The organism is Streptomyces sp. NPDC001220 (assembly GCF_053597895.1).
Window position 1 is genome coordinate 221,701 of sequence record NZ_JBSFJE010000005.1, and the last position, 25,115, is coordinate 246,815.

General features: G+C 73.0%; 23 protein-coding genes. 15 read left to right on the forward strand and 8 right to left on the reverse strand.

Annotated elements, in window-relative coordinates; genetic code table 11:
- The first annotated feature begins 5 nt into the window (after positions 1-5).
- Both ACWDGI_RS14455 and ACWDGI_RS14460 read left to right on the forward strand, forming a co-directional pair.
- Entirely contained in the window at positions 6-1,013 is a 1,008-nt protein-coding gene (locus ACWDGI_RS14455) for an ATP-binding cassette domain-containing protein (RefSeq protein WP_450758841.1), read from the forward strand.
- Positions 1,010-1,786: an ABC transporter permease gene (locus ACWDGI_RS14460; RefSeq protein ID WP_360490117.1), complete on the forward strand. Its 777-nt coding sequence runs from the start codon at positions 1,010-1,012 to the stop codon at positions 1,784-1,786. The genes ACWDGI_RS14455 and ACWDGI_RS14460 overlap by 4 nt, the downstream gene beginning before the upstream one ends.
- 88 nt (positions 1,787-1,874) lie before the next feature.
- On the opposite strand, the gene ACWDGI_RS14465 is transcribed toward ACWDGI_RS14460, so the two are convergent.
- Positions 1,875-2,723, reverse strand: a complete 849-nt coding sequence (locus ACWDGI_RS14465; protein ID WP_450758843.1) for a siderophore-interacting protein — start codon at positions 2,721-2,723, stop codon at positions 1,875-1,877.
- A gap of 115 nt (positions 2,724-2,838) precedes the next feature.
- Positions 2,839-3,768: a 5'-3' exonuclease gene (locus ACWDGI_RS14470; RefSeq protein WP_450759301.1), complete on the reverse strand. Its 930-nt coding sequence runs from the start codon at positions 3,766-3,768 to the stop codon at positions 2,839-2,841.
- A gap of 216 nt (positions 3,769-3,984) precedes the next feature.
- Here ACWDGI_RS14470 and ACWDGI_RS14475 point away from each other — a divergent pair, with 216 nt between their 5' ends.
- The 5 genes from ACWDGI_RS14475 to ACWDGI_RS14495 all read left to right on the forward strand — a co-directional run bounded on the left by ACWDGI_RS14475 (position 3,985) and on the right by ACWDGI_RS14495 (position 9,380).
- Positions 3,985-5,058: a quaternary amine ABC transporter ATP-binding protein gene (locus ACWDGI_RS14475; RefSeq protein WP_450758845.1), complete on the forward strand. Its 1,074-nt coding sequence runs from the start codon at positions 3,985-3,987 to the stop codon at positions 5,056-5,058.
- The gene (locus ACWDGI_RS14480; protein WP_450758847.1) at positions 5,051-6,838 is read left to right on the forward strand and encodes an ABC transporter permease/substrate binding protein; all 1,788 of its coding nucleotides are present in this window, start codon (positions 5,051-5,053) and stop codon (positions 6,836-6,838) included. The genes ACWDGI_RS14475 and ACWDGI_RS14480 overlap by 8 nt, the downstream gene beginning before the upstream one ends.
- Before the next feature lie 128 nt (positions 6,839-6,966).
- Positions 6,967-7,944, forward strand: a complete 978-nt coding sequence (locus ACWDGI_RS14485; protein WP_450758849.1) for a hypothetical protein — start codon at positions 6,967-6,969, stop codon at positions 7,942-7,944.
- A 150-nt stretch (positions 7,945-8,094) separates the two neighbouring features.
- Entirely contained in the window at positions 8,095-8,664 is a 570-nt protein-coding gene (locus ACWDGI_RS14490; RefSeq protein ID WP_450758851.1) for a helix-turn-helix domain-containing protein, read from the forward strand.
- Complete coding sequence (locus tag ACWDGI_RS14495) at positions 8,664-9,380, forward strand: helical backbone metal receptor (RefSeq protein WP_450758853.1); 717 nt, start codon at positions 8,664-8,666, stop codon at positions 9,378-9,380. Before ACWDGI_RS14490 ends, ACWDGI_RS14495 begins: the two co-directional genes overlap by 1 nt.
- On the opposite strand, the gene ACWDGI_RS14500 is transcribed toward ACWDGI_RS14495, so the two are convergent.
- The gene (locus tag ACWDGI_RS14500) at positions 9,292-10,410 is read right to left on the reverse strand and encodes a TDT family transporter (RefSeq protein WP_450758855.1); all 1,119 of its coding nucleotides are present in this window, start codon (positions 10,408-10,410) and stop codon (positions 9,292-9,294) included. The two genes, ACWDGI_RS14495 and ACWDGI_RS14500, sit on opposite strands and share 89 nt — an antisense overlap.
- A 70-nt stretch (positions 10,411-10,480) precedes the next feature.
- On the opposite strand from ACWDGI_RS14500, the gene ACWDGI_RS14505 reads away from it, so the two are divergent.
- The gene (locus tag ACWDGI_RS14505; RefSeq protein WP_450758857.1) at positions 10,481-11,410 is read left to right on the forward strand and encodes a LysR family transcriptional regulator; all 930 of its coding nucleotides are present in this window, start codon (positions 10,481-10,483) and stop codon (positions 11,408-11,410) included.
- Between the two features lie 83 nt (positions 11,411-11,493).
- Here the strand turns inward: ACWDGI_RS14505 and ACWDGI_RS14510 are convergent, their stop codons facing one another.
- Together ACWDGI_RS14510 and ACWDGI_RS14515 are read right to left on the reverse strand one after the other, a co-directional pair.
- On the reverse strand, positions 11,494-12,180 hold the full coding sequence (locus ACWDGI_RS14510) for a gamma-glutamyl-gamma-aminobutyrate hydrolase family protein (RefSeq protein ID WP_450758859.1): 687 nt from the start codon (positions 12,178-12,180) through the stop codon (positions 11,494-11,496).
- A gap of 53 nt (positions 12,181-12,233) precedes the next feature.
- Positions 12,234-12,968: a FadR/GntR family transcriptional regulator gene (locus ACWDGI_RS14515; protein WP_450758861.1), complete on the reverse strand. Its 735-nt coding sequence runs from the start codon at positions 12,966-12,968 to the stop codon at positions 12,234-12,236.
- 95 nt (positions 12,969-13,063) lie between these two features.
- On the opposite strand from ACWDGI_RS14515, the gene ACWDGI_RS14520 reads away from it, so the two are divergent.
- The 4 genes from ACWDGI_RS14520 to ACWDGI_RS14535 are packed head-to-tail and all read left to right on the forward strand — an operon-like array spanning position 13,064 to position 17,453.
- Positions 13,064-14,422: a glutamine synthetase family protein gene (locus ACWDGI_RS14520; RefSeq protein ID WP_450758863.1), complete on the forward strand. Its 1,359-nt coding sequence runs from the start codon at positions 13,064-13,066 to the stop codon at positions 14,420-14,422.
- Between the two features lie 8 nt (positions 14,423-14,430).
- A complete protein-coding gene (locus ACWDGI_RS14525) occupies positions 14,431-15,810 on the forward strand; it encodes an aldehyde dehydrogenase family protein (protein WP_450758865.1) in 1,380 nt (459 codons plus the stop codon).
- The gene (locus ACWDGI_RS14530; RefSeq protein WP_450758867.1) at positions 15,807-16,598 is read left to right on the forward strand and encodes a 3-oxoacyl-ACP reductase; all 792 of its coding nucleotides are present in this window, start codon (positions 15,807-15,809) and stop codon (positions 16,596-16,598) included. The genes ACWDGI_RS14525 and ACWDGI_RS14530 overlap by 4 nt, the downstream gene beginning before the upstream one ends.
- Before the next feature lie 39 nt (positions 16,599-16,637).
- Positions 16,638-17,453 carry a DUF2510 domain-containing protein gene (locus ACWDGI_RS14535; protein ID WP_450759302.1) on the forward strand — a complete coding sequence of 272 codons (816 nt, stop codon included), beginning with the start codon at positions 16,638-16,640 and terminating at the stop codon, positions 17,451-17,453.
- Positions 17,454-17,465: 12 nt separating this feature from the next.
- Here the strand turns inward: ACWDGI_RS14535 and ACWDGI_RS14540 are convergent, their stop codons facing one another.
- Positions 17,466-18,668 carry an amino acid deaminase/aldolase gene (locus ACWDGI_RS14540; RefSeq protein ID WP_450758869.1) on the reverse strand — a complete coding sequence of 401 codons (1,203 nt, stop codon included), beginning with the start codon at positions 18,666-18,668 and terminating at the stop codon, positions 17,466-17,468.
- Between the two features lie 1,502 nt (positions 18,669-20,170).
- On the opposite strand from ACWDGI_RS14540, the gene ACWDGI_RS14545 reads away from it, so the two are divergent.
- Both ACWDGI_RS14545 and mycP read left to right on the forward strand, forming a co-directional pair.
- Positions 20,171-21,331, forward strand: a complete 1,161-nt coding sequence (locus ACWDGI_RS14545; RefSeq protein ID WP_450758871.1) for a hypothetical protein — start codon at positions 20,171-20,173, stop codon at positions 21,329-21,331.
- Entirely contained in the window at positions 21,328-22,491 is a 1,164-nt protein-coding gene (gene mycP, locus ACWDGI_RS14550; RefSeq protein WP_450758873.1) for a type VII secretion-associated serine protease mycosin, read from the forward strand. Before ACWDGI_RS14545 ends, mycP begins: the two co-directional genes overlap by 4 nt.
- Before the next feature lie 115 nt (positions 22,492-22,606).
- Here the strand turns inward: mycP and ACWDGI_RS14555 are convergent, their stop codons facing one another.
- On the reverse strand, positions 22,607-23,626 hold the full coding sequence (locus ACWDGI_RS14555) for a serine hydrolase (RefSeq protein WP_450758875.1): 1,020 nt from the start codon (positions 23,624-23,626) through the stop codon (positions 22,607-22,609).
- A 150-nt stretch (positions 23,627-23,776) separates the two neighbouring features.
- Here ACWDGI_RS14555 and ACWDGI_RS14560 point away from each other — a divergent pair, with 150 nt between their 5' ends.
- Positions 23,777-24,508, forward strand: coding sequence for an SseB family protein (locus tag ACWDGI_RS14560; RefSeq protein WP_450758877.1), 732 nt, complete (start codon positions 23,777-23,779; stop codon positions 24,506-24,508).
- Between the two features lie 3 nt (positions 24,509-24,511).
- Here ACWDGI_RS14560 and ACWDGI_RS14565 read toward each other — a convergent pair whose 3' ends face one another.
- Positions 24,512-24,886 carry a DUF1844 domain-containing protein gene (locus ACWDGI_RS14565; RefSeq protein ID WP_351700433.1) on the reverse strand — a complete coding sequence of 125 codons (375 nt, stop codon included), beginning with the start codon at positions 24,884-24,886 and terminating at the stop codon, positions 24,512-24,514.
- Between the last annotated feature and the right edge of the window lie 229 nt (positions 24,887-25,115).

Sequence of the window (25,115 nt, forward strand, 5' to 3'; positions counted from 1 at the left end):
CCGACATGAGCACCCGTGCGCCCGCAGTGCAGGCGCGCCAGCTGATCAAGACCTACCCCGGTGACGTCACCGCGCTGAACGGCATGGACGTCACCGTCGAACCCGGCACCGTCTTCGGGCTCCTCGGACCCAACGGCGCCGGCAAGTCCACCACCGTCAAGATCCTCACCACTCTGGCCCGCCCCGACTCGGGCACCGCCACCGTGGCCGGCCACGACGTGCTGCGCCACCCGGACCGGGTACGCCGGGCGATCGGCGTCGTCGCCCAGAACTCCGGCGCCGACCCGGTCGCCACCGGCCGCGAGAACCTCCAGCTTCAGGGCAGGCTCTACGGCCTGCGCGGCGCCGCCCTGAACGGCCGGGTCGAGGAACTGCTGGCCCGCTTCACCCTCACCGAAGCCGCCGGCCGCCCGGTCAAGGGCTACTCCGGCGGCATGCGGCGCCGCCTCGACGTGGCCCTCGGCCTGGTCCACCGGCCCGAGGTGCTCTTCCTCGACGAGCCCACCACCGGCCTGGACCCCGAGGCCCGCACCGCGATGTGGGACGAGATCGGCCGGCTGGCCGGCCAGGAGGGCCTGACCATCCTGCTCACCACGCACTACCTGGAGGAGGCCGACCGGCTCGCCGAGCGGATCGCGATCGTCGACCGCGGCCGGATCGTGGTCGAGGGCACCCCCGACTCCCTCAAGGGCGAACTGCGCGGCGACGCCGTCCATGTGGAGCTGCGCGAGGCGCCCGGCGAGGCCGGCCGCACCCTGCTCACGGGCGCCCTGACCGAGCTGGCCGGTGTGCGCGAGGCGCTCTTCGACGGCCGCCGGATCAGCGCCCGCGCCGACGACGGGGCCGTCGCCATGCCCGCCCTGCTCGCCGCGCTGGAGCGGGCCGGGGTGACCGTGCTGGCCGCGACCGTGGCCCGGCCCTCCCTCGACGACGTCTATCTGCGCTACGCGGGCCGCCGTTACGCGGAGGCCGACACCACCGACGCGCTCGCCCCGGCCGGAGGTGCCCGATGAGCAACGCCCTGTCCCAGACCTGGTACATGACCCAGCGTCAGCTGCTGGTGTTCGCCCGCCAGCCCGCGTTCGCCGTCATCACCCTGATCCAGCCGGTCATCTGGCTGTTCCTGTTCGGCAACCTCTTCAAGAAGGTCGTCGAACTGGGCGGCTTCGGCACCACCAGCTACCTCGACTACCTGGTGCCGGGCGTGGTCGTGATGAGCGCCCTCAGCTCCAACATGTGGGCGGGCATGGGCACGTTGGAGGAGATCCAGCGCGGCACCCTGAACCGCTTCCTGACCACGCCGGTCAGCCGGGCCGCGCTGATGAACGGCAACGTGGTGAACAACGGCCTGGTCACCGCCGGCCAGTCGCTCATCATCGTGCTGCTCGGCCTGCTGGGCGGCGCCGACTACCCGGGCGGGATCGGGGGCATCGCCATCCTGGTGGTGGCCGCCGTACTGCTCGGCACCGTCTTCGGGGCCCTGTCCAACGCGCTCGGCATGCTGGTGCGGGAGCGGGAGTCGATCATCGGGATCAACACCTTCCTGCTGCTGCCGCTGACCTTCCTGTCCAGCGCCTTCATGGCACCGTCCCAGATGCCCGGCTGGATGCGGCACATAGCCGACTTCAACCCGCTCGACTGGGCGATGGTGGCGGGGCGTTCGGCGATGTCGGCGGACCCCGACTGGGGTGCGGTACTGGGCCGCGGCGGCGCGCTGCTGGCGCTGGCGGTCGCGGCCGTGTGGCTGTCGATCAGGACGTTCAGGTCGTACCAGCGGTCGGTCTGAGCGGCACGGGAGCGGCGGCACCTCCGGGTGCCGCCGGTCTCAAGGCCGCACGCCCCGACGGTCCGTGCGGACTCGTGGCCTCGCGGTCTCAGGCGGCGGCCGCTCCGTCGCCCTCCTGCTCGGCCTCGATGCGGGCGTTCCAGTCACGCTTGGAGGCCTGCCAGCCGTCCTCGTTGTGGCCGAGACGCCAGTAGCCGGAGATCGACAGGTCCTCGCGCGGGATCTGAAGCTCGACGCGCAGCAGGGCCCGCAGGTCCTTCACGAAACCCGCCTCGCCGTGGACGAAGGCGTGCAACCGGCCCTCCGGGAACTCCAGCCCCCGCACGGCCGTGACCAGGGCCTCGCCGACGGGCCGGGTGCCCCGGTGCAGCCAGACCACCTCCACGTCGGAGTCGATCTTCTGCTCCTCCTCGGGGCCGGAGATCTCGACGAATGCGAAGGCCTTCGCCCCTGAGGGCAGGGACTCCAGGGAGCGGGCGATCGCCGGCAGCGCGCTCTCGTCCCCGGCGAGCAGATGCCAGTCGGCGTCCGCGGCGGGGGCGTACGCGCCGCCGGGGCCCATGAAGTGCACGGTCTCGCCGGGCTGGACACGGCAGGCCCAGGGTCCGGCCAGGCCCTCGTCGCCGTGCACGACGAAGTCCAGGGCCAGTTCACGGTGCTCGGCGTCCCAGGAACGCACCGTGTAGGTCCGGGTCACCGGCCAGTGCTCACGCGGGAACTCGGCGCGGATCCGCTCCACGTCGAAGGGCTCCGGATAGGTCACGCCTGCCGGCCCGAAGAGGAGTTTCACGTAATGATCGGTGCAGGTGTCCGCGGCGAAGCCGGCCAGTCCGTCACCGCCGAGAACGACGCGCTGCATGTGCGGCGTCAGCCGTTCGGTGCGCACCACCTGGGCGGAATGGGGCTTGCGCGGCTTGCGTTCCGGGCGCTCTGCCATGACCGACCTCCGTGCTCCATCGCTTAGGTTTACCTAAGTTAGCATCTCCTGCGCGGTCGACACCTCCTCCATGAACACTTGATGAGCGGGTTTTGCCAGAACAATTCTCCGCCACTCACCCGCCGAGTGTCAGCACCAGCCGGTGCAGCGAGCCCCCCAGCCCCCAGCGCGCCGACAACGCGTCCAGCCGGGCGGGATCGCGCGGGGCCTTCGGAAGGGTGGTGTCTACGTCCGGCAGCGGCACGTCCCCGGCGACCCGGACCACCGTCGGCGCGATGGCCACATAGGGCCGGGCCTCGTCCAGTCGTTTGCGCTGCGACGGTGTGAGCCTGGCCTTCGGGTCGTCGACGGCGGCCATGATCCCGGCCAGGTCACCGAACTCGGCGAGCAGCTTGGCGGCCGTCTTCTCGCCGATGCCCGGCACCCCCGGCAGGCCGTCGCTCGGGTCGCCGCGCAGCAGTGCCAGATCCGCGTACCCGCCTCCGTCCACCCCGTACTTCTCGCGCAGCCACGCCTCGTCCGTCATCTGCAGCGTGCCGACGCCCTTGAGCGGGTACAGCACCCGCACCCCGCGGCCGTCGTCCACCAGCTGGTAGAGGTCACGGTCACCGGTGACGATGTCGACCGGGCCGTCGGCGCGCGCGGTGAACGTGCCGATCACGTCGTCCGCCTCGTAGCCCGCGACACCGACCCGGGCGATGCCGAGCGCGTCCAGCACCTCCTCGATGACCGGCACCTGTGGGGAGAGGGTGTCCGGCACCTCCTCCTCGTCCGGTCCCGTCTCGCGCTCCTCGGCGACCCGGTGGGCCTTGTAGGAGGGGATGAGGTCGACCCGCCACTGCGGCCGCCAGTCGGCGTCCATGCAGGCCACCAGCCGGTCCGGACGGTGGTCCTTGACCAGCCGGTCGATGAAGTCCAGCAGCCCGCGTACGGCGTTCACCGGCGTGCCGTCCGGAGCCTTCACGGAGTCCGGGACGCCGAAGTAGGCGCGGAAGTACAGCGAGGCGGTGTCGAGAAGCATCAGTCGTGCGGTCACGCCTCGCATCATGCCGTACGGCACCGACAGCGACGGGGCGCTCCGCGGCCGTACGGCACGGACGGTCACGGAGCCCGTGCCGCAGTGCGGCTTGTGGAGACCTCGTGACCTGGCCCACTTGTGCGTTTGACCTGCGTGGACCAGGGCAGGCGCGGCTCCTGTCCCATGTCCCCGAGGCGCCGGGGCCCGCGTTTGCAGGGGCCGGCGCCCCCGAGAGAGGTTCGCGTGTCACCCAGGCTAGAGACCGAGCACCTGTACAAGATCTTCGGCAGACGACCGGACACCGCCGTGGAACGACTCCGCCAGGGAGCCGACCGGGAGGAGCTGCGCGCCGACGGCACCACCGCCGCCGTGATCGACGCCTCCTTCCAGGTCGACCCCGGCGAGATATTCGTCGTGATGGGCCTGTCCGGCTCCGGGAAGTCCACCCTGCTGCGCATGCTCAACGGCCTGCTGGAACCGACCGCGGGACAGGTCCGCTTCGACGGCCAGGACCTCACCGCGCTCACCGACCGCGAACTGCGCGAGCTGCGCTCCAGGAAGATCAGCATGGTCTTCCAGCACTTCGCGCTCTTCCCGCACCGCAGCGTCCGCGACAACGCCGCCTACGGCCTGGCCGTGCAGGGCGTGCCCCGCGCCGAGCGCGTCCGCCGCGCCGACGAGGCGCTCGCCCTGTGCGGACTGGCCGGCTGGGAGGGCTCCTGGCCCGACGAGCTGTCCGGCGGCATGCAGCAGCGCGTCGGCCTGGCCCGGGCCCTGGCCACCGACGCCGATCTGCTCCTCATGGACGAGTCGTTCAGCGCCCTGGACCCGCTGATCCGCCGTGACATGCAGGACCAGCTGCTGGAACTGCAGAAGTCCCTGAAGAAGACGATCGTCTTCATCACCCACGACCTCAACGAGGCCATGCGCCTGGGCGACCGCATCGCCGTGATGCGCGACGGCCGCATCGTCCAGACCGGCACCGCCGAGGACATCCTGCTGCGCCCCGCCGACGACTACGTCGCCTCCTTCACCCAGGACGTCGACCGCTCCCGGGTGCTGACCGCCGCCGCCGTCATGGACACCGACGTGGCCGGCGACGAGGCGGACTGCGCCTGCGCCACCGCGACCCCCGACACCCCGTTCACCGAACTGTGCGCGCTCAGCGCCCGGTTGCCCCACCCGGTCGCCGTCCTGGACCGGGACGACGCCGTCGTGGGCGTCGTTCCGCAGGAGCGGCTGGTCGGTTTCCTCGCGGAGGACACGGGCGAACCCGTCGTCTGCGACGGTGGGGAGAAGGTGACCGCCCGTGCCTAGGCTGCATCTCGGCGACTGGGTCGACTCCGGTGTGAACTGGCTGGTCGCGCACATGTCCTGGCTCTTCGACGCGATCCGCACGGTCGTCGAGGGCATGTACGACGGCATCGACGGTGTCCTCACCGCCCCCGCGCCCCTGCTGCTGGCAGGCATCTTCGCCGTGCTGGCCTGGTGGCTGCGCGGACTGACCGCGGGCGTCCTGGCCTTCGCCGGATTCGCGCTCGTGGACTCCCTCGACCTGTGGGACCGCGCGATGTCCACCCTGGCGCTGGTCCTGGTCGCCACGGTGATCGCGCTGGTCATCTCGGTCCCGCTGGGCATCTGGGCGGCCCGCTCCCGGGCGGTCAGCGCGGCCGTACGACCGGTCCTGGACCTGCTCCAGACCATGCCGTCGATGGTCCTGCTCATCCCGGCCATCCTCTTCTTCGGCCTGGGCACCGCCGCGGGCGTGATCGCCACCCTGATCTTCGCGCTGGCCCCCGGCGTCCGCATGACCGAGCTGGGCATCCGCCAGGTCGACGCCGAACTGGTTGAGGCCGCCGAGGCGTTCGGCACCACCCCCCGCGACACCCTGCTGCGCGTCCAGCTGCCGCTCGCGCTGCCGACCATCATGGCCGGCGTCAACCAGGTCATCATGCTGGGCCTGTCGATGGTCGTCATCGCCGGCATGGTCGGCACCGGCGGCCTCGGCGGCGCCGTCAACGAGGCGATCGGCCAGCTCGACATCGGCTTCGGCTTCGAGGCGGGCGTCGGCATCGTCGTCCTCGCCATCTACCTCGACCGCATGACCAGCGCGCTCGGCACCCAGCTGTCCCCGCTCGGCCGCCGTGCCGCCGCCAAGGTCCGCCCCACCCCCTGGACCTACCGCCCCCGCCCGGCCGTCGCCGTCGTCGGCGTGGTGGTCCTCGCCCTGGTCGCGGGCGGCATGGGCATCTTCGGCTCCTCCTCCGACACCGCCCAGGCCTCCGCCACGGACGTCGGCAAGGGCAAGGAGATCAAGATCGGCTACATCCCCTGGGACGAGGGCATCGCCTCCACCTTCCTCTGGAAGGAGCTCCTCGAGGAACGCGGATACAAGGTCACCACCAGCCAGTACGCGGCCGGTCCCCTCTACACCGGCCTCGCCACCGGCCAGCTGGACTTCGAGACCGACTCCTGGCTGCCCACCACGCACGCCGAGTACTGGAAGAAGTACGGCAAGCAGCTCGACGACCTCGGCAGCTGGTACGGTCCCACCTCCCTGGAGCTGACCGTCCCCTCGTACGTGAAGGACGTGAACTCCCTGGCCGACCTGAAGAACCACGCCTCGGAGTTCGGCGGGAAGATCGTCGGCATCGAGCCCAGCGCCGGCATGATGGGCCTGCTCAAGTCCAAGGTCCTCAAGGAGTACGGCCTCGACGGCAGTTACCAGGTCGTCGACGGCTCCACGCCCGCCATGCTCGCCGAGCTCAAGCGGGCCTACGCCAAGCGGCAGCCGATTCTCGTCACCCTGTGGTCGCCGCACTGGGCCTACAGCGACTACGGCCTGAAGAAGCTGAAGGACCCGCAGGGCGCCTGGGGCTCCGGCGACGGCGTGCACACCCTGTCCCGCAAGGGCTTCGCCGGGGACAACCCCGAGGTCGGCAAGTGGCTCAAGGACTTCTCCATGACGGAGAAGCAGCTCACCGGTCTGGAGGCCGAGATCCAGAAGGCCGGCCAGGGCAAGGAACAGGACGCGGTCCGGGCCTGGCTGAAGCGCAACCCGGGGCTGGCCGACAAGTGGGCGCCGATCCGGAAGTGAACGGGGCGGGCCGCCGCCCGAAGCCGCATCGCCGGTGTGGCGAAGCCCACCTCTTCCGGCCCGCTCCGGGCGGGGCCGGGGCCCGTACTCTCTGACGCCCCGGTCCCGCCCGTACCTGTGAGCAGCCCGTGATCCGCAGGCTTCTGCCTCTCCTGCTGTTGCTGACGGCCGCGGTGGCCGTGCCGCAGTTCTCCGCGGCGAGTCCGGACCCGGCCTCGGTCGCCACCGCCCGGTTCGAGGCACTCGCCGGGGACGTGACACGGGCGGACGGCGCGGTCCTCGACGCCCGGGACGCCACCGGCCGCAGCATGGACACCGCCGAGATCACGCCGGTACCGGGGGCGTACGGCGGCGGCTACCTCGCCGTCTACCACACCACCCTCGCCGACGGCCGCTTCCACGCGGCCGTCGCCACCTCCACCGACCTGCGTACCTGGACCCGCCGCCAGGACTTCGGCCCGGGCACCAGCCAGCCCTCCCTGCACACCGACGGCACCGGCGGATGGGACCTCGCCTACGAAAAGGATCCGGCCAACCACATAGCGCTACGGCATTACCCAAGCCTCGCCGCCCTGCTGACCGGAGCGGCCGACCGCGCGTTCGACGCACCCCGTACGCTGTCCCGCTGTGCCGAGGGCACCCCGGACATCACCGCGGTCCACGGCGACACCGTGGAACTGACCGGCCACTACCGCGCCGACTGCGCCACCGACCGTCAACTCCGCGCCACCCTGCGGGACTTCACCGTCTGGCGGGCCCGCGCAGATCAGCGCCTCGACCTGGCCCTGCTGGCCTGGGGCACCGCCGGGAACATCGGGGACCGCTCACGCATTGAACTGATGGGGCGTCCCCTGGTCCTGATCGAGGGCCAGCGCCTGCGCGACGACTTCGGCAGCTGGTCGATCTACGCCTACGATCCCGCCTCCGGCCGGGCCGACCGGATCCGACTGCGCACCCCCGGCGGCAGCCGCGCCTTCGCCAATCCGTCGGCCACGCTGCTCACCGACCCAGACGGCCGTCCGGCCCTCCTGGTCAGCGTCTTCATCCCGAAGGAGGAGTCCGCGCCCGGCGAGTCCGGCGAGCTCGTCGACTGGCGCGAACTGTGAGGGTCGCGCTCACCCGACGTGACGGGGATGTGACGGCCGCCTGAAACGGTTTGCCGAACATGCGTAGGGTGCAGAGAACCCAGCAGAGGGGCCCGGCCGAAGCGGGGCACCCGGTAGACGGAACGACGAGCGAAGGAGGGAGCCGGAGCGATGGGCGACCACAAGGACCAGCAGCCCGTGCGGGTGGGCGCGGCAGTCCGGCGGCGCCGCCGCGCGCTGGAGCTCACCCTCGCCGTCGTGGCCGAGCGCAGCGGCCTGTCGGTGCCCTTCCTGAGCCAGATCGAGAACGACAGGGCCCGGCCCAGCCGCACCTCCCTGGAGAAGCTCGCCGACGCCCTGCGCACCACGGCCGTCGAACTCCTCGCCGCCGCCGACCCGGCGTGCAGCGTGGACGTGGTACGCGCGGACGCCACCGAACCGGACTTCGCGCGCAGGGTGCGCTCCCTGGTGCGCGGCCACCACCAGCTGCACGCCTCGGAGTTCACCGGCGACCACGACGCCGGCCGCGAATTCCAGCACCGCAACGACGAGTTGATGTACGTCGCCGACGGCGCGGTGGAGATCGAGGCCGAGGGCCGCGCCTACCGCCTGGGCCGCGGCGACACCCTCTACCTCACCGGCGGAGTCCGGCACCGCTGGCGGGCGACGGTCCCGGACACCCGGGTCATCGTGGTCGCGGTGGCGGAACACATCGAGGCGGTCCAGGACCGCCCCCGCTGATGCGCGTGGTCTCCCTGGTCCCCTCGCTCACCGAGGCGGTCGCGGTGACGCTCCCCGACGTCCTCGTCGGCGCCACCGACTGGTGCACCCATCCGGCCGACCTCGACGTCACCCGTGTCGGCGGTACCAAGAACCCCGGGCTGGACCGGATCGTCGCCCTCGCCCCCGACCTGGTGATCGCCAACGAGGAGGAGAACCGCGCCCCCGACCTGGACGCCCTGCGGACGGCCGGCGTGGAGGTGCTGGTCACAGAGGTACGGGAGGTACCGCAGGCCTTCCGCGAGCTGGCCCGCCTCCTGACCGCGTGCGGCGCGCGTACCCGGCCGCGCTGGCTGGACGAGGCCGAGGAGGCCTGGTCGGCACCGGTGCCCGAGCCGCGTACCACCGCGGTCGTACCGATCTGGCGGCGGCCGTGGATGGTCCTGGGCCGGGACACCTTCGCGGGGGACGTCCTCGAGCGGCTCGGGACCGAGAATCTGTACGCCGCCCACCCCGAGCGCTATCCCCGCATCCCGGTCCAGGAACTCAACGACGCACGGCCCGGCCTGGTCGTCCTCCCGGACGAGCCCTACCGCTTCACCGCCGGCGACGGCCCGGAGGCCTTCCCGGGCCTGCCGTGCGCACTGGTCAGCGGACGGCACCTGACGTGGTACGGCCCGTCACTGGCCGAGGCGCCACGGCTGCTGGACGGGGCCCTGCGAGCAGCTCGCCGCTGAGCAGCCCGCTCACGGTGCCGGCGGCGGCCGCCAGCCAGCCGGCGACGAGGAGGGCGTACAGACCCACCGCCAGCCAGTCGTACACCGCCAGCCCGGTGTGCCGGCCCAGCGCGGCGGCGCCCGTGACGCATGTCCCCACCGGGAAGGTGAACGCCCACCAGGTCATGGCGAACCGCATGCCCTGCTGGCGCGCCCGCACCACGTGTGCGACCGCCAGCGCCAGCCACAGCAGCGCGAACCCCATGACCGGAACGCCGTAGAGCACGGCGAGGAGGCCGAAACCGGCGGCGTACGGGGCCGGAACCACTCCGGGGGCGAGGTCCGCGAAGGCACCCACCGCCGTGGTGGACTGCCCGAGCGGGCCCAGCACCAGGAAGATCGTGGGGGTGAGAGCGAGGGGGAGCGGGCCGCAGGTGACCAGCCGGGCGAAGACCAGGGTCAGCATCAGCAGGGTGGCCAGCAGACTCAGGCCGAAGAGCGCGAAGCAGCCGTAGAGCAGTGTCTCGCGCGGCTGTCCGGGCGGCAGGTGCGGGACCAGCCGCGGCCCGAGCGCGGCCGACACCATGGGCGCGACCAGCGGCAGCAGCCACACCGGGGTGGCCTGAGCGGGCTCGGCGCGATGCCGTACGGCCAGCAGGTACGGCACGGCGACGGCGGCCGCGAGCCCCACGGCCGTACCGGCGACGAAGAGCACGGCGTCGAGGGCCACGGCCGCGGGTTCGCCGATCCAGTCCGGCCCGAGGGTGAGGGCGCCGCCGCCGACCGCGAGCAGGGCCATGGCGAGGCAGCCGTAGAAGGGGGCCACGGCGGGGTCGCGGAGATGGGCGCGGGCCTGGTCGGGATGGTGGGCCCAGTGCAGGGCCCGGGCGGCCAGCAGGACCACGAGTTGCAGCAGGGACAGCGCCCAGACGGCGACGAACAGCTCGCGCAGACTGTCGACGCCGAGCGCGGCGCCGCCCAGGGCGAGGGCGGCGGTGCCCATGACGGAGGCGTACCAGTTGGGGCCGAGATACCGGACTGCGGTGACCATGAACCAACCGTGCCCCGGCCGCGGGGCCGCGACCAGGGAGTCCGCGTCTATGGGGGCATAAGCTGGCTTTATGAGCGACACGGGTGAGACGGGCGACCGGGCGGCAGGCGGCACGCTGGCGCACCGCGTGCCGGATCTCGGTGCGCTGGAGCTGCTTCTGGCGGTCGCCCGGCTGGGCAGCCTCGGGGCGGCGGCCCGGGAGGTCGGCATCACCCAGCCGGCCGCCAGCAGCCGGATCCGCTCGATGGAACGGCAGCTGGGCGTGGCCCTCGTCGACCGCTCACCGCGCGGCTCGCGGCTCACCGACGCGGGGGCACTGGTGACCGACTGGGCGCGGCGGGTGGTGGAGGCGGCGGAGGCCTTCGACGCGGGGGCGCAGGCACTGCGGGACCGTCGGGACTCGCGGCTGCGGGTCGCCGCCAGCATGACCATCGCCGAGTACCTTCTGCCCGGCTGGCTGCTCGCGCTGCGCGCCCAGCGCCCCGACACGGCGGTGTCCCTGCTGGCCGGAAACTCCGCGGCGGTGGCGGAACGGCTGCTCGCGGACGAGGCGGACCTGGGCTTCGTGGAGGGGCTGACGGTTCCGCAGGGCCTGGACTCGGCGGTGATCGCCCACGACCGCCTCATCGTGGTGACGGCCCCCGCGCACCCGTGGGCCCGCCGCCGGCGCCCGCTGGCGGCCGAGGAGCTGGCGGCGACCCCCTTGATCCTCCGCGAACGCGGCTCCGGGACCCGCCAGGTCCTCGACGCGGCCCTGGGCGGTCTGGCCCGCCCGCTGATCGAGCTGTCGTCGACGACGGCGGTGAAGGCCTCGGCGGTCAGCGGCGCGGGCCCGGCGGTCCTGAGCGAACTGGCGGTGGGCGAGGAACTGGCGATGCGGCGGCTGGTGAGCATCCCGGTGGAGGGCATCGCACTACGGCGCGACCTGCGAGCGGTCTGGCCGACGGGCCACCGCCCGACCGGCCCGGCCCGCGAACTGCTCTCCCTGACCCGGGGGTGAGGGGCCCCGGCCCACCCGCCACCCGGTTCGGTCACCTGGAGAGAACCGGTCTGAGAGCACCGGCGACGCGGCGCCGGCCCGGGTCAGGACGCGGCTGTGACCAGTGCCTGCATCACCCGGAGGTCCTCACCCATCTCGGGGTGCCACTGGACGCCGAGGACCCAGCCGTGTTGGGCGGGGAGTTCGATCGCCTCGACCGTGCCGTCGGCCGCGTGGGCCGAGACCAGCAGGCCGGTGCCCAGACGGTCCACCGCCTGGTGGTGAAAGGTCGGGACGGCGGTCTCCTCCGGGACGGTGTCGGCGTACCGCGTCCCGGGCACCGGCTTCACCTCGTGCCGGCCGAAGACTCCCGGTACCTCCGCGTGGCCGTCCATGTGCTGGACGAGCGTGCCGCCCAGGGCGACGTTCAGGAGCTGCATGCCCCGGCAGATGCCGAGCAGCGGTGTGCCCGCCGCCAGGGCCGCGTCGATCAGGGCCAGCTCCCAGGCGTCCCGGGCGCGGGCGGGGCGGCCGGTGCGGGGGTCGGGTTCGGCGCCGTAGCGGACCGGCTCCACGTCCGGGCCGCCGGCGATCACCAGGCCGTCCAGGCGGCCCACCGCCGCCGCCGCGTGCCGCGGGTCGTCCGGCGGCAGCAGCGCGGCCAGGCCGCCCGCCCGCTGGACCAGCCGTGGGTAGCCGACCGGCAGCAGGGCCGCCTCCAGCTCCCAGACGCCCCAGCGCGCCCCGGCCTCCAGATATGTGCTCACGCCGATCAGCGGCCGTCCGGCCATGGACCCTCCCTCAAAGGTGTGCTTCCACACCTTTATGGCACGGCGACCGGCCGTTACGCCAGGAAGCCCCGGAGCAGGGCGGCCGTCCCCGCGCAGTGCTCGCGCATCATCTCCCGGGCGCCGTCCGCGTCCCCGTCCAGGACCGCCTCGACCAGGGCGATGTGCTGGCGCTGCGAGTGCTCCAGGTTGCGGACCAGGAGCGGGATGCAGTCGAGGAGGTCGTTGACGGTCGCCCGGACCGCCGCGTACCGGGCGGTCAGGGAGGGCGAGCCGCACAGTTCGGCGATCGTGAGGTGGAGCAGGGTGTCCAGGCGGCGGTAGTCCGCGAGCGGTGCCTCGTGGGTGCGGGCCAGGGCGTCGCGGAGGCGGTCCGCCTGCTCGTCCGACAGCCCGTGCGCCGCGCACAGCCCGGCCGCGCCGACCTCGAGGACCTCGCGGAAGCGCAGCACGTCCTCGATGTCGACCTCGGCGATCCGGCGCCGCAGCTCGTCCTCGCCGCCCGCGTCGGCGCGCCGCAGCACGAACGTGCCGCCGTACCGCCCGCGCCGGGACTCCACCAGGCCCTGGTCCTGGAGCACCTTCAGCACCTCGCGCAGCGTGACCCGGCTGATCCCCAGCCGCTCCGCCAGCTCCCGTTCGGCGGGCAGCCGCTCGCCGCCCGGAACCAGGCCCAGCCGGACGACCTGGAGGATCTGCTCCAGCGCCTCCTCGAAGCCGTTGCCCGCCCGTACCGGTCGCAGCACCGGCGTCAACGGGTCGCCGAGGGTGCCGTCCGCATCCAGCGACATATGGCCGTACCCCCTTCCCAAGCAATGGTTCTCAGCAATACCTTAGAGCTCCCGGCCCGGCCGCAGCAGCGCGATGAAGCCCAAGGAGTCCTCCCGTGGCAGACCGCACACCCCCGCTCAGCGTCGAGGAACTGCACACCCTCGTCGCGAGCGGTGAGATCGACACTGTCGTCCTGGCCTTCCCCGACATGCAAGGGCGCCTGCAGGGAAAGCGGTTCGCCGCCCGTTTCTTCCTCGACGAGGTCCTGCGCCACGGCACCGAGGGCTGCAACTACCTGCTCGCCGTCGACACCGAGATGAACACGGTCGACGGCTACGCCATGTCCTCCTGGGACCGCGGCTACGGCGACTTCGCCATGCACCCCGACCTCGCCACCCTCCGCCGGGTGCCCTGGAACGCGGGCACCGCCATGCTCGTCGCCGACCTCGCCTGGAACGACGGCTCCCCGGTCGTCGCCGCGCCCCGGCAGATCCTCCGCCGCCAGCTCGAGCGCCTCGCCGAACTCGGCTACACCGCACAGGTCGGTACGGAGCTGGAGTTCATCGTGTTCAAGGACACGTACGAGGCCGCCTGGGACGCCAACTACCGCGGGCTGACCCCGGCCAACCAGTACAACATCGACTACTCGGTGCTGGGCACCGGGCGGATCGAGCCGTTGCTGCGCCGGATCCGGAACGACATGGCGGGGGCCGGGCTGACCGTCGAGTCCGCCAAGGGCGAGTGCAACCCGGGCCAGCACGAGATCGCCTTCCGGTACGACGAGGCCCTCGTCACCTGCGACCAGCACGCGATCTACAAGACCGGCGCCAAGGAGATCGCCGCCCAGGAGGGCGTCTCCCTCACCTTCATGGCCAAGTACAACGAGCGGGAGGGCAACTCCTGCCACATCCACCTGTCGTTGACGGACGCGGACGGCGCAGGCGTCTTCGCCGCCGAGGACGGCATGTCCGAGGTCATGCGGCACTTCCTCGCCGGACAGCTGGCCGCCCTGCGGGACTTCTCGCTCCTGTACGCACCCAACATCAACAGCTACAAGCGGTTCCAGCCCGGCTCCTTCGCCCCGACCGCGGTCGCCTGGGGCCACGACAACCGCACCTGCGCGCTCAGGGTCGTCGGCCACGGCCGCTCGCTGCGCTTCGAGAACCGGCTGCCCGGCGGCGACGTCAACCCGCACCTGGCCGTCGCCGGCCTGGTCGCGGCCGGGCTGTACGGCGTCGAGCACAAGCTCGAACTTCCCGAGCCCTGCCCCGGCAACGCCTACACCGCCGACTTCGCGCACGTCCCGACCACGCTCCGGGAGGCCGCCGAGCTCTGGGAGAACAGCCCCATCGCCCAGGCCGCCTTCGGCGACGAGGTCGTCGCGCACTACCGCAACATGGCCCGCGTCGAGCTGGCCGCCTTCGACGCCGCGGTGACCGACTGGGAGCTGCGCCGCTCCTTCGAACGCATGTGAGGCACCACTTGTCGCACCAGTACGAACTCGACGTCCTCAACCCGGCCACGGAGGAGGTGATCGCGACCGTCCCGGGGGCTGTGGAGCACGACGTGGACACCGCCGTACGACGGGCCGCCGAGGCCCAGCGGCGGTGGGCCGCGCTCGCGCCCGGCGAACGGGCCCGGCTGCTGCGCCGGTTCGCGGTCGTCGTCGACGAACACCGCGAGGAGCTCGCCACGTTGGAGGTCCGGGAAGCCGGGCACACCATCGGCAACGCCCGCTGGGAGGCGGGCAACGTCCGGGACCTGCTCGACTACGCGGCCGGCGGCGTGGAGCGGCTGACGGGACGCCAGATCCCGGTCTCCGGCGGCCTCGACATCACCCTCCTCGAACCCCTCGGGGTCGTCGGCGTGATCGCCCCCTGGAACTTCCCCATGCCCATCGCGGCCTGGGGCACCGCCCCCGCCCTCGCGGCCGGCAACGCGGTGCTCCTGAAACCCGCCGAGACCACCCCCCTGACCGCGCTCCGCCTCGCCGAACTCGCCCTGGCGGCAGGCCTGCCCGAGCACCTCTTCCAGGTGCTGCCCGGCCGCGGCGACCTCGCGGGCGAGGCCCTGGTCCGCCACCCGGGCGTCGCCAAGATCGTGTTCACCGGCTCCACCCGCGTCGGCAAGCGCGTCATGGCGCTCTGCGCCGACCAGGTGAAGCGCGTGACCCTCGAACTCGGCGGCAAGAGCCCCAACATCGTCTTCGCCGACGCCGACCTCGAGGCCGCCGCGGCCGCCGCCCCCATGTCCTTCCTGGACAACTCCGGGCAGGACTGCTGCGCCCGCACCCGCATCCTCGTCCAACGCTCCGTCCACGACCGCTTCCTGGAACTCCTCGCCCCCGCGATCGAGTCCGTCACCGTCGGCGACCCGGCCGACGAGAAGACCGACATGGGCCCGCTGATCTCCAGGTCCCAGCTGGACCGCGTCCGTTCGTACGTCGACCCCGAGGCACCCGGCATCCGGGGCAAGGCCCCCGAGGGCCCCGGCTTCTGGTTCCCGCCGACCGTCCTCACCGGCGTCGACCCGCACGCGCGGGTGGCCGTCGAGGAGGTCTTCGGCCCGGTCGCCGCCGTCATCCCCTTCGACGACGAGGCCGACGCGATCCGCATCGCCAACGACACCGACTACGGCCTCTCCGGCTCTCTGTGGACCCGGGACGTCGGCCGCGCACTGCGCGTCTCTCAGGCCGTCAAGGCCGGCAACCTGTCCGTCAACTCCCACTCCAGCGTCCGCTACTGGACCCCCTTCGGCGGCTACCGGCAGTCGGGGATCGGCCGCGAGCTCGGCCCGGACGCGCTCACCGCCTTCACCGAGACCAAGAACGTCTTCATCAGCACGGAGGGCCCCGCACAGTGACCGCCGATACCCCTGACATCGTCTGCCGCCGGCTCGTCGGCCGCACCGCCGTCATCACCGGAGCCGGCAGCGGCATCGGCCTCGCCACCGCACGGCGGCTCGCCTCCGAGGGCGCGCACGTCGTCTGCGGCGACGTCGACGACACCCGCGGCAAGGCCGCCGCCGAGGAGGTGGGCGGGCTCTTCGTGAAGGTCGACGTCACCGACGCCGAACAGGTCGAAGCGCTCTTCAGGACGGCCTTCGACACCTACGGCAGCGTCGACATCGCCTTCAACAACGCCGGCATCTCACCGCCCGACGACGACTCCATCCTGGAGACCGGCCTGGAGGCCTGGAAGCGCGTCCAGGAGGTCAACCTCACCTCCGTCTACCTGTGCTGCAAGGCCGTCATCCCCTACATGCGGCGCCAGGGCAAGGGCTCCATCATCAACACCGCGTCCTTCGTGGCCCGGATGGGCGCGGCGACCTCACAGATCTCGTACACCGCGTCCAAGGGCGGAGTTCTGGCCATGTCCCGCGAACTGGGCGTCCAGTTCGCCCGCGAGGGCATCCGCGTCAACGCGCTGTGCCCGGGACCGGTCAACACCCCCCTTCTCCAGGAACTGTTCGCCAAGGACCCCGAGCGGGCCGCCCGCCGCCTCGTCCACATCCCGCTCGGCCGGTTCGCCGAGGCCGAGGAGATCGCCGCCGCCGTCGCCTTCCTGGCCAGCGACGACTCCTCGTTCGTCAACGCCAGCGACTTCCTGGTGGACGGCGGGATCTCCGGGGCGTACGTCACACCCCTGTAGGAGCCGCCCCAACTCCCGTCCTACAGTGCGGGAGTGAGCATGACGCCGCCCGGCTGGTACCGCGACCCACAGGCTCCGCACCTGGAGCGCTGGTGGGACGGCAGCACCTGGACCGAGCACCGGCGCACCCCGTCCGGCCACCCCGCGCCGCCGGTCCCGGCGGCCGGGGTGTCCGCACGCGCCAAGGCGGTCGCCCTGATATCCGCCGGGGCCGTGCTGGCGACGGCGATCGTCGGCGGCGCCACCGTGCTCCGGACGGACGAGGTGCGCGCCGGCACGGACACCGCGATCAACACCGCCCCCACCGGCCCGCCGCCCCCGTCCCTGGTCGTCGACCAGCTCAACGGCATCTCCCTGCCGGTTCCGGCCGGCTGGACCGGCTCCTCGTACCTCGCCCAGGACGACGTCGTGATGACCACCGACGGCACCTACGCCTGCCCGGCCGACACCGGCCGGTGCCGCCACGGCGAGGTCCAGAGCCGTACCGCGGGCAGCGCCGACGGCAGCTCCGCGCGCACCGTCGCCGAACGGGACGTACCGGACGCGGCCGAGACGGCCTACGGCCACGAACCCGGCGGTGGGCGGCCCTTCGGCGGCATCCGGTCCCACCAGGTCGTCAAGGCCGGGCGGGTCGCGGTCGCCGGCGGCGACGGATACCTGGTGCGCTGGCGGGTCAGGACGGCCGAGGGACCCGGCGGCTACGTCCAGTCCCTCGCCTTCCCCTCCCACTCCGGCCTCCCGGCCCCGGTCGTCGTCCGGTTCGCCTTCGACGCCGGCCCGGACGGACCGCCGCTGTCCGACATGGACGCGATCACCAGCGGCATCCGCCCGGTGGACCGGAAACCGGAGGGTTAGCCGAACCGGAGGTCAGAGGAAGGTGTGACCTTCACCCCGGTACGTCGGCACGGTCGCCGTCACCCGGTCGCCCTCGACCAGATGCAGCTCGGCGAACCGCTCGCACAGCTCGCCCGCCTTGGCGTGCCGGAACCACACCTTGTCGCCGATCAGCAGGTCGTCCGCCGCGGAGCCGAGCAGCGGGGTCTGCACCTCGCCGGGGCCCTCCTGCGGGTCGTAGGACAGCCCCTGCGGGAGGTACGGCACCGGCAGCCGGTCGGGGCCCGCGGCGCCCGAGGCCGGGTAGCCGCCGCCGAGGACGGTGACGACGCCGACACCGGGCCGCCGGACCACCGGCATGGCGAACAGGGCGGCCGGGCGGCCGGTGAACGACGTGTAGTTGTCGAAGAGCCGGGGCACGTACAGGCCCGACCCGGCCGCTATCTCGGTGACCGCGTCCTCCGCCGCCGTGGTCTGCACACTGCCCGTGCCGCCGCCGTTGACGAACTCCAGGTCCGGCGCCACCGCCCGGACCGCCCGCACCACCGCGGCGCGCCGCTCGGCCAGCTCACGGCGGGCGGTGGCCTGCATCAGCCGGACCGCGCGGGAACGCAGCGGCCGGCCGGCGACACTGTCCCCGACCCCGGCGATGTGTCCCTCGTACGCCATGATCCCGACCAGCGCGAAGCCCGGCCGCCGGGCCACGGTCCGCGCCAGGTCGGCGAGCTGGGCGGGGGAGTACAGCGGCGAACGCCGGGCACCGACCCGCACCCGCCCGCCGAACAGCTTCAGCGAGGTGTCCAACTCCAGGCAGACCCGGATCACTTCGTCGCCGCCGGCGCGGGCCGCGTCGATCAGGTCGAGGTGGGCCGGGTCGTCGATCATCACCGTCACGGCCGCCGCGAGCTTCGGATCGGCGGCGAGCTCGGCGAACCGGGCGCGGTCGGCGGACGGATAGGCCAGCAGGATGTCCTCGAAACCCGAGCGCGCGAGCCACAGCGACTCCGCGAGCGTGAAGGACATGATCCCGGCGAAACCGTCCTTCGCGAGGACCCGTTCCAGCAGGTGCCGGCAGCGTACGGACTTGCTCGCGACCCGCACCGGCTTGCCGCCGGCCCGGCGCACGAGATCGTCCGCGTTGGCGTCGAATGCCTCCAGGTCGACGATCGCGAGAGGGGCGTCCAGATGGGCGGTGGCCCGGTCGTAACGGGCCCGGTCGGCGGCGCGCGCAGTCATGAACGAAGCCTGCCAGACAGGATTACCGCAGGGTAGGGGGACGATACGGGCAGATGCCCCGCGGTCGTGGACTGGTTCCCGTTCGCTGTCGGACAACCCGTAGAGTGACGCGCACGTACGGCGGAACGACCCCGGCCGCCCGACCCGCGCCGGGATGCGGATCCGCGTGTGCGGGTATGCGTGCCCGGGGGCGGACGTCTCCGCGCCGGGGAGCGCGCCGGCCCGTACGCGGAGTTGGCCCGGGCAGGAGGAAACGGGGGCGCATGAGCACGGAAGCGCGGCACGCCCCGATCCCGCGACGCCCTTCGTCCGACCCCGCGCCCGTCTCCGAGGGCGCTGCCGAGGCGGCGGCCGGCCAGGGTGAGGCGCCGGGTACCGCCGACGTGAGCGGCCGGACCGACGGGCCCGGGTTCTTCGACCGGCCGAACCGAGTGAACTGGTCGCACCGGTCCGACGTATCCACTGGTAGCGCCGACGCCACCGGGCAGGACCAGCTGCCGGGACGGCCCGATGCGCAGCAGAGTCGTGAGGACCGGACGAGTCGGGGCGGTGCGGTGGCGCAGGGCGAACAGGGTGCGGGGGACCGGGCGGCCGCCCGCGCGACCACCGCCGAGCGCATCACACGCCCCCGCTACCCCGACCTCCACCCCCCGCAGAGCTCGCCCGCCGCACCCCCGCCTCCCGCCTCGGCCCGCTTCCCGGACACCCCACCCACCACCTCCGCCCGTGAAACCGGTCGCACCACTCCGTCCACCGCCTCCGCCCGTGAAACCGACCGCACCACTCCGTCCACCACCTCCGCCCGTGAAACCGACCGCACCACACCGTCCACTACCTCCGCCGGACAGCCCGCCCGGCCCGTACGGCCCGCGTCCCCCCGTCGGGAGGACGGTGGCATCACGCCGTCCGCGGCGGCCGGATGGGAGGGCGGCCGGAGTGTGCCGCCCGCGTCCCCCGGTCGGGAGGGCGGTGGCATGACGTCGTCCGCGGCGGCCGGATGGGAGGGCGGCCGGAGTGTGCCGCCCGCGTCCCCCGGTCGGGAGGGCGGTGGCATGACGTCGTCCACGGCTTCCGGATGGGAGGGCGGCCGGAGTGTGCCGCCCGCGTCCCCGGGCCGGGAGGATCGTCGGGCCGAACCGTTCACGCCTCCTGGCAGGGAGGGGGGCCGCGTCGTTCCGTCCGGGGCCTCCGGGTGGGAGAGCGGTCGCAGTGTGCCGCCCGGGCCGGCCGGTCGTGAGAACCGTCGGACCGAGTCGTCGGCGTCGCGCGAAGACGGTCGCCGTGACGAGCGGCCGGCGTCTCCCGGAAGGGAGGACGGTCGCGGGGCACAGCCCCGGTCGCCGTACGGGCCCTGGCTGTCGGACCGGCGCCCGGAGTCCGCTTCGGAGTCGACCGCCTCGCTGCGTCCCGTCCGCGCCGCGGAGGAACCGGAGGCGTCGCCGGACGGGCGGCGCGCTGCCGCCGCACCGGCGTCCGACGGCGAGACGGCCGAAGGTTCCGGCGTGCCCGGTGCCAGGCGGCCCGAGCGGCCGCGCGGCGACTTCTCGGCCTCCTTCGGTGCGCCGGAGTCGGGCACCGCGTGGAGCCCGCACATGCGGACCTTCCCGGTGCCGACGGCCCCGCCGCGCCCCGGAACACCCCCGAAGGTCACCCCGCCGCCGCGCCCGGCGCAGCCCCCCACGCCCACCGCCCCGCCGCTCCCGCCCCGCCCCACGACACCCCCGGCCCCCGCCGCTGCCCCGCCTGCCGGGGACACCGCCTCCTCGCCGTACGGCCCCGTTCCGGCGCCGGACCCCGCGATGTCCTGGACCGCTGCCGCGGGAACTCCCGGCAGGGACCGGCCCGTTGTGACGTTCGGCGAACCCGAGGGGTACGACGAGCGAGGGTGGGGACGGTCGTTGGTCAGCCGGGTGGCGCCCCGCACCGCCGCTGCCGCCGCCTGCATGGTGCTCGGACTCGGACTCATCGGTGGCGCGGTGACCGGAAGCTGGATCGTCGACGACGACGGCGACCTGGCCGCCGCCAGCAGCTTCAGCTCGGCCGCCGGCCTGTGGCACAACGTGCCCGTCGACGAACTCTTCCCGCCCACCGTGCAGGGCACCGGCGCCGGCCCCGGCGGAGCCGACCGCACCTGGACCCGGATCGCCGTCGCCCCCGCCACCGGCTGCGCCGACGCCTTCGACCCGCTGCTGCGCAAGGCGCTCGCCCCGGTCGGCTGCCAGCGTCTGATCCGGGCCACCTACACCGACGCCACCCAGAGCTATGTGACGACCGTGGGGCTGCTGTTCACCAAGGCCGAACCGGCCGGGATGACCGCCCTCGCCAAGCGGTTCAAGAACGAGCACCTGGACCGCCGTACCGACCTGATGCCCCTCCCGTACGCCGCCAAGGGCACCGCCGCCGAACGCTTCGGCCGGCACCAGCGCGCCTCCTGGACGATCTCCGTGCTCACCGACGCCCCGGTCGTCGCCTACGCCGTCTCCGGCTGGGCCGACGGCCGCACCGTCGACACCCCGCAGTCCGCCGCCGACGCGGAGGCGTCCGGCGCCACCACGGCCGCGGCCCAGGCCGGCCTCGGCAACGAGGCCCAGGGCCTGGCCGACCGCATCGAACGGCGACTGCGTCAGAACACCGCAGGCCCGGCAACGGAGAAGCCCTCATGAAGCGCCGCGCAACCGGGGCCGCGCTGAGCCTGCTGCTCGCCGGCTCGCTCGCCCTGCTGCCGTCCACGACCGCCTACGCCGACAGCATCCGCGCCCAGCAGTGGGGCCTGTCCGCCCTGCACCTCGACGAGGCCTGGAGGACCACCAAGGGCAAGGGCGTCACCGTCGCCGTCCTGGACACCGGTGTCGAGGCCGACCACCCCGACCTGGTCGGCAATGTCCTCACCGCCAAGGACATGATCGGCTTCGGCGCCAGGCCCGGCGATCGCACCTGGGCCCGGCACGGCACCGCCATGGCCGGCATCATCGCCGGTCACGGCCACGGGGCCGGCGACGGAGAGGGCGTGATGGGGGTCGCCCCGGAGGCCAAGATCCAGCCCGTCCGGGTCATCCTCGAAGACGGCGACAGCGCCCGTGGCAAGGCCCGTTCCACCCGGGGCAACGCCCTCGCCGAGGGCATCCGCTGGGCCGCGGACCACGGTGCCGACGTCATCAACCTCTCCCTCGGCGACGACTCCGACTCCGCGCACCCCGAGCCCAGCGAGGACGAGGCCATCCAGTACGCCCTGAAGAAGGACGTCGTGGTGGTGGCCTCGGCCGGCAACGGCGGCGACAAGGGCGACCACATCTCCTACCCGGCCGCGTACCCGGGCGTCATCGCCGCCACCGCGGTGGACAAGTTCGGCACCCGTGCCGCCTTCTCCACCCGCCGCTGGTACGCGACGATCAGCGCACCCGGCGTCGACATCGTCATCGCCGACCCGGACCACAAGTACTACGAGGGCTGGGGCACGAGCGCCGCCTCGGCCTTCGTGTCGGGTGCCGTGGCCCTGATCAAGGCCGCCCATCCCGGCCTCACCCCGGCCCAGATCAAGAAGCTCCTGGAGTACACGGCCCGCGACGCCCCGTCCGGCGGCCGCGACGACTCCCGGGGCTTCGGCATGATCGACCCGGCGGCGGCGATCAAGGACGCGGCCAGGCTGAGGACACAGAGCCTGACGTCGGCGTCGTACGGCAAGAAGTACTTCGGCCCGGGCCCGGACACGGAGAAGGAGTCGACCAGCGCGACGGACTGGGCGGCCCCCCTGGCAGGCGGCGCGGGCGGCGTGCTGCTGGTGGCGGCGGGAGTGCTGTGGCGAAACCGCCGCCGGTCCGTCTGAATCGCCCTGATCTCTTTGACATACCTCAGAGGAGACGCGCCCCAAAGGGGCGCGGGGAACCGCGCGATCAACCCCCACCGGCCCGCAGCCGCCCACGAACCGCTCGCCCCTCCCCCTACTGCGAAGCCGAAGCCGAAGTGGACGAGTCGGCCGCCGTGAAGGAGCTCACCGCCGCCTTCGCCGCCGCCTCCACCAGCGAGATCCCCCTCGCCTGACTCACCGTCCCCTTGGACAGCACCGCGACCAGATAGGCGGTCCCGTCCACCGTCACCCGCCCGATGCTGTTGACGTCCCACAGCCCGGTCGAACTCCGCGCCAGCCACCCGTTCTTCAGCGCGCACTCCGAACCGTCGGCGGCGGCCGAGACCCCCCACCGCTGGTCGGACTCGACCGTCTTCATCAGGCCCTGGAGATAGGCCTGCGAAGCCGAGCTCAGCTTCGAGTCGTCCCCGAACACCTGCTGCAGCAGGGTGATCTGGTCCGCCGCCGTGGTCTGGGTCAGCCCCCACAGCGGCCCGTCACCGCCCTCGGTGTCCGTCAGTCCGAAGCGCTTGTTCGCCGCGTTCAGACCCGCCGCCTCGCCGATGACGTCCCACAGCTCCGACGCGGACGTGTTGTCGCTGTTCTCGATCATCTTCGTGGCGTACGCCTTCTCCGTCGCCGTCAGATGCCGTCCCGCGTCCTGCGCCTGGAGCAACAGCGTCGCCAGGATGTCGACCTTGACGATGCTCGCGGTGTCGAACGCGGTGTCGCCGTGGACCGCGCTGTCGCCGGAGTCCAGATCGAGGACGGCCGCCGACACCTTCGCCCCGGACGGCACGGTCACCGCCTTCATCGCCGTGCTCAGCAGCGCGTCCCGGTCCACGGCCGGCTCCGTCACGGGTTCCACCGATGCCTCCCCGCTCGCCGAGGCCGAAGTAGGGGAAGAAGAGGAAGAAGAGGAGGGGGGCGTCGGCGGCGCAGCCGAGGATACGGGGCCGCCGTCGCGGGCGTGCGCCTTCACGTACACGGTCCCCGCCGCGGTGACGCCGAGGACGGCGACCGTGGCGAGGGAGACGGAGAGAAGAGCCCGGCGCCGGGGCCGGGCGCGGCGGCGGGCCCGCCGGGATCCTGGGGTGGCTCTGGGGGACTCCATGCCCGCGATGCTCGGGGCGGGGACTGTGCGCTCCGTTTGCCGGACGTTAGAAGGAGGTCAGGGATATCTGAGAATCCCGTGAAAGCGGTGTCGAACCGGTTTCGGGGGCCGCACAACCGCAGCAGCATCCCCCCGATAGGGTCGGGGACCGTGGCGAACAAGAACATTCCCGACTCCGGCTACTCCGCCGACGACGGTTCCGCGGACCCCCGGCTGGCCGCCGCGCTGGCCGCCTGGGCCGAGGACCGTACGGCCGTGGAACCCGTCCTGGCGGCCCTGAAGGGCGCCCGGCTGCTCGTCCCGGTGGTCGCCGTTCTCGGCGAGGTCGAGGAGGACGAGAACGGGCTGCGCCGCGAGAAGACCAGCGACATGGCCGTCCCCACCCTCAAGGCGGGTGCCCGCACCGCCCTGCCCGCCTTCACCTCCACCGAGTCGCTGGCCCGCTGGGACCCGGCGGCACGGCCCGTCGCCGTACCCCTGCACCAGGCGCTCCAGGCCGCCGCGCACGAGAAGGCGGACACGGTGGTGCTGGACCTGTCGGGGCCGGTGCCGTTCGAACTGACCGGGCCGGTGCTGCTCGCGCTCGCGGAGGGGCGGACGACGGCCGATCCGCTCGCCGACCCGGCCGTGATCGAGGCCGTCCGCAAGGTGGTGGCCGCCGAGCCCGCCGTGCGCCGTGCCCACCTCGGACCGGGCCGCACCGACGGCACCCTCGCCCTGGTCCTCGACCCGGCCGCGCCGCCCGCCGAGACCGCCCAGGCCGTCGCCGGGCGGCTCGCCGCCGACGAGACACTGCGGGCCCGCCTGGTACGCGGCGTCGACCTGGCACTGCTGCCGGCCGGGGCCACGCCGCCGGGCGAGCCCTTGTACGTGAGGAACTGACCGCTAGCCGTAGACCGGCCCGGTGTACTTCTCGCCGGGGCCCTGGCCCGGTTCGTCGGGGACGATCGAGGCCTCGCGGAAGGCCAGCTGGAGCGACTTCAGGCCGTCCCGCAGCGGGGCCGCGTGGAAGGAGCTGATCTCGGTCGCGGACGCGTCGAGCAGCCCGGCGAGGGCGGTGACCAGCTTGCGGGCCTCGTCCAGGTCCTTGTACTTGTCGCCCTCCTCGGTCAGACCGAGCTTCACGGCCGCGGCGCTCATCAGGTTGACGGCGACCGTCACGATCACCTCGACCGCGGGGACCTCGGCGATGTCGCGGGTCATCTCGTCGAAGTCGGGCTGACCGGCGTCACCGGTGCCAGGAAGGGGCGTTTCACTCATGACGCACACGATAGGCGCAGCGGGCGCGGGGCTCCGACCTAACCCCGGGACGCCCCAATTGGTCCTCTCTCGGCTTTGCTGCTAACCTTGTGTGACGACCGGCCGAACAGGTATGCCTCACGGCTCACCGACCCGGCCCACAAGTGGAGGCTTCGAACTCCCACCTGACCGCCCTGCCGGGCGGCGGGTCACCGGTCAGACGGTCGCTTTCGCCGCTACGGCGACGGCG

What these genes read in the sequence shown, in the direction of transcription:
- ACWDGI_RS14565 (WP_351700433.1), bottom strand. Translation starts at nt 24,886, where the DNA reads ATGAGTGAAACGCCCCTTCCTGGCACCGGTGACGCCGGTCAGCCCGAC.
- ACWDGI_RS14495 (WP_450758853.1), top strand. Translation starts at nt 8,664, where the DNA reads ATGCGCGTGGTCTCCCTGGTCCCCTCGCTCACCGAGGCGGTCGCGGTG.
- ACWDGI_RS14490 (WP_450758851.1), top strand. Translation starts at nt 8,095, where the DNA reads ATGGGCGACCACAAGGACCAGCAGCCCGTGCGGGTGGGCGCGGCAGTC.
- ACWDGI_RS14540 (WP_450758869.1), bottom strand. Translation starts at nt 18,668, where the DNA reads ATGACTGCGCGCGCCGCCGACCGGGCCCGTTACGACCGGGCCACCGCC.
- ACWDGI_RS14455 (WP_450758841.1), top strand. Translation starts at nt 6, where the DNA reads ATGAGCACCCGTGCGCCCGCAGTGCAGGCGCGCCAGCTGATCAAGACC.
- ACWDGI_RS14470 (WP_450759301.1), bottom strand. Translation starts at nt 3,768, where the DNA reads ATGCGAGGCGTGACCGCACGACTGATGCTTCTCGACACCGCCTCGCTG.
- ACWDGI_RS14535 (WP_450759302.1), top strand. Translation starts at nt 16,638, where the DNA reads ATGACGCCGCCCGGCTGGTACCGCGACCCACAGGCTCCGCACCTGGAG.
- ACWDGI_RS14465 (WP_450758843.1), bottom strand. Translation starts at nt 2,723, where the DNA reads ATGGCAGAGCGCCCGGAACGCAAGCCGCGCAAGCCCCATTCCGCCCAG.
- mycP (WP_450758873.1), top strand. Translation starts at nt 21,328, where the DNA reads ATGAAGCGCCGCGCAACCGGGGCCGCGCTGAGCCTGCTGCTCGCCGGC.
- ACWDGI_RS14510 (WP_450758859.1), bottom strand. Translation starts at nt 12,180, where the DNA reads ATGGCCGGACGGCCGCTGATCGGCGTGAGCACATATCTGGAGGCCGGG.
- ACWDGI_RS14505 (WP_450758857.1), top strand. Translation starts at nt 10,481, where the DNA reads ATGAGCGACACGGGTGAGACGGGCGACCGGGCGGCAGGCGGCACGCTG.
- ACWDGI_RS14460 (WP_360490117.1), top strand. Translation starts at nt 1,010, where the DNA reads ATGAGCAACGCCCTGTCCCAGACCTGGTACATGACCCAGCGTCAGCTG.
- ACWDGI_RS14555 (WP_450758875.1), bottom strand. Translation starts at nt 23,626, where the DNA reads ATGGAGTCCCCCAGAGCCACCCCAGGATCCCGGCGGGCCCGCCGCCGC.
- ACWDGI_RS14515 (WP_450758861.1), bottom strand. Translation starts at nt 12,968, where the DNA reads ATGTCGCTGGATGCGGACGGCACCCTCGGCGACCCGTTGACGCCGGTG.
- ACWDGI_RS14500 (WP_450758855.1), bottom strand. Translation starts at nt 10,410, where the DNA reads ATGGTCACCGCAGTCCGGTATCTCGGCCCCAACTGGTACGCCTCCGTC.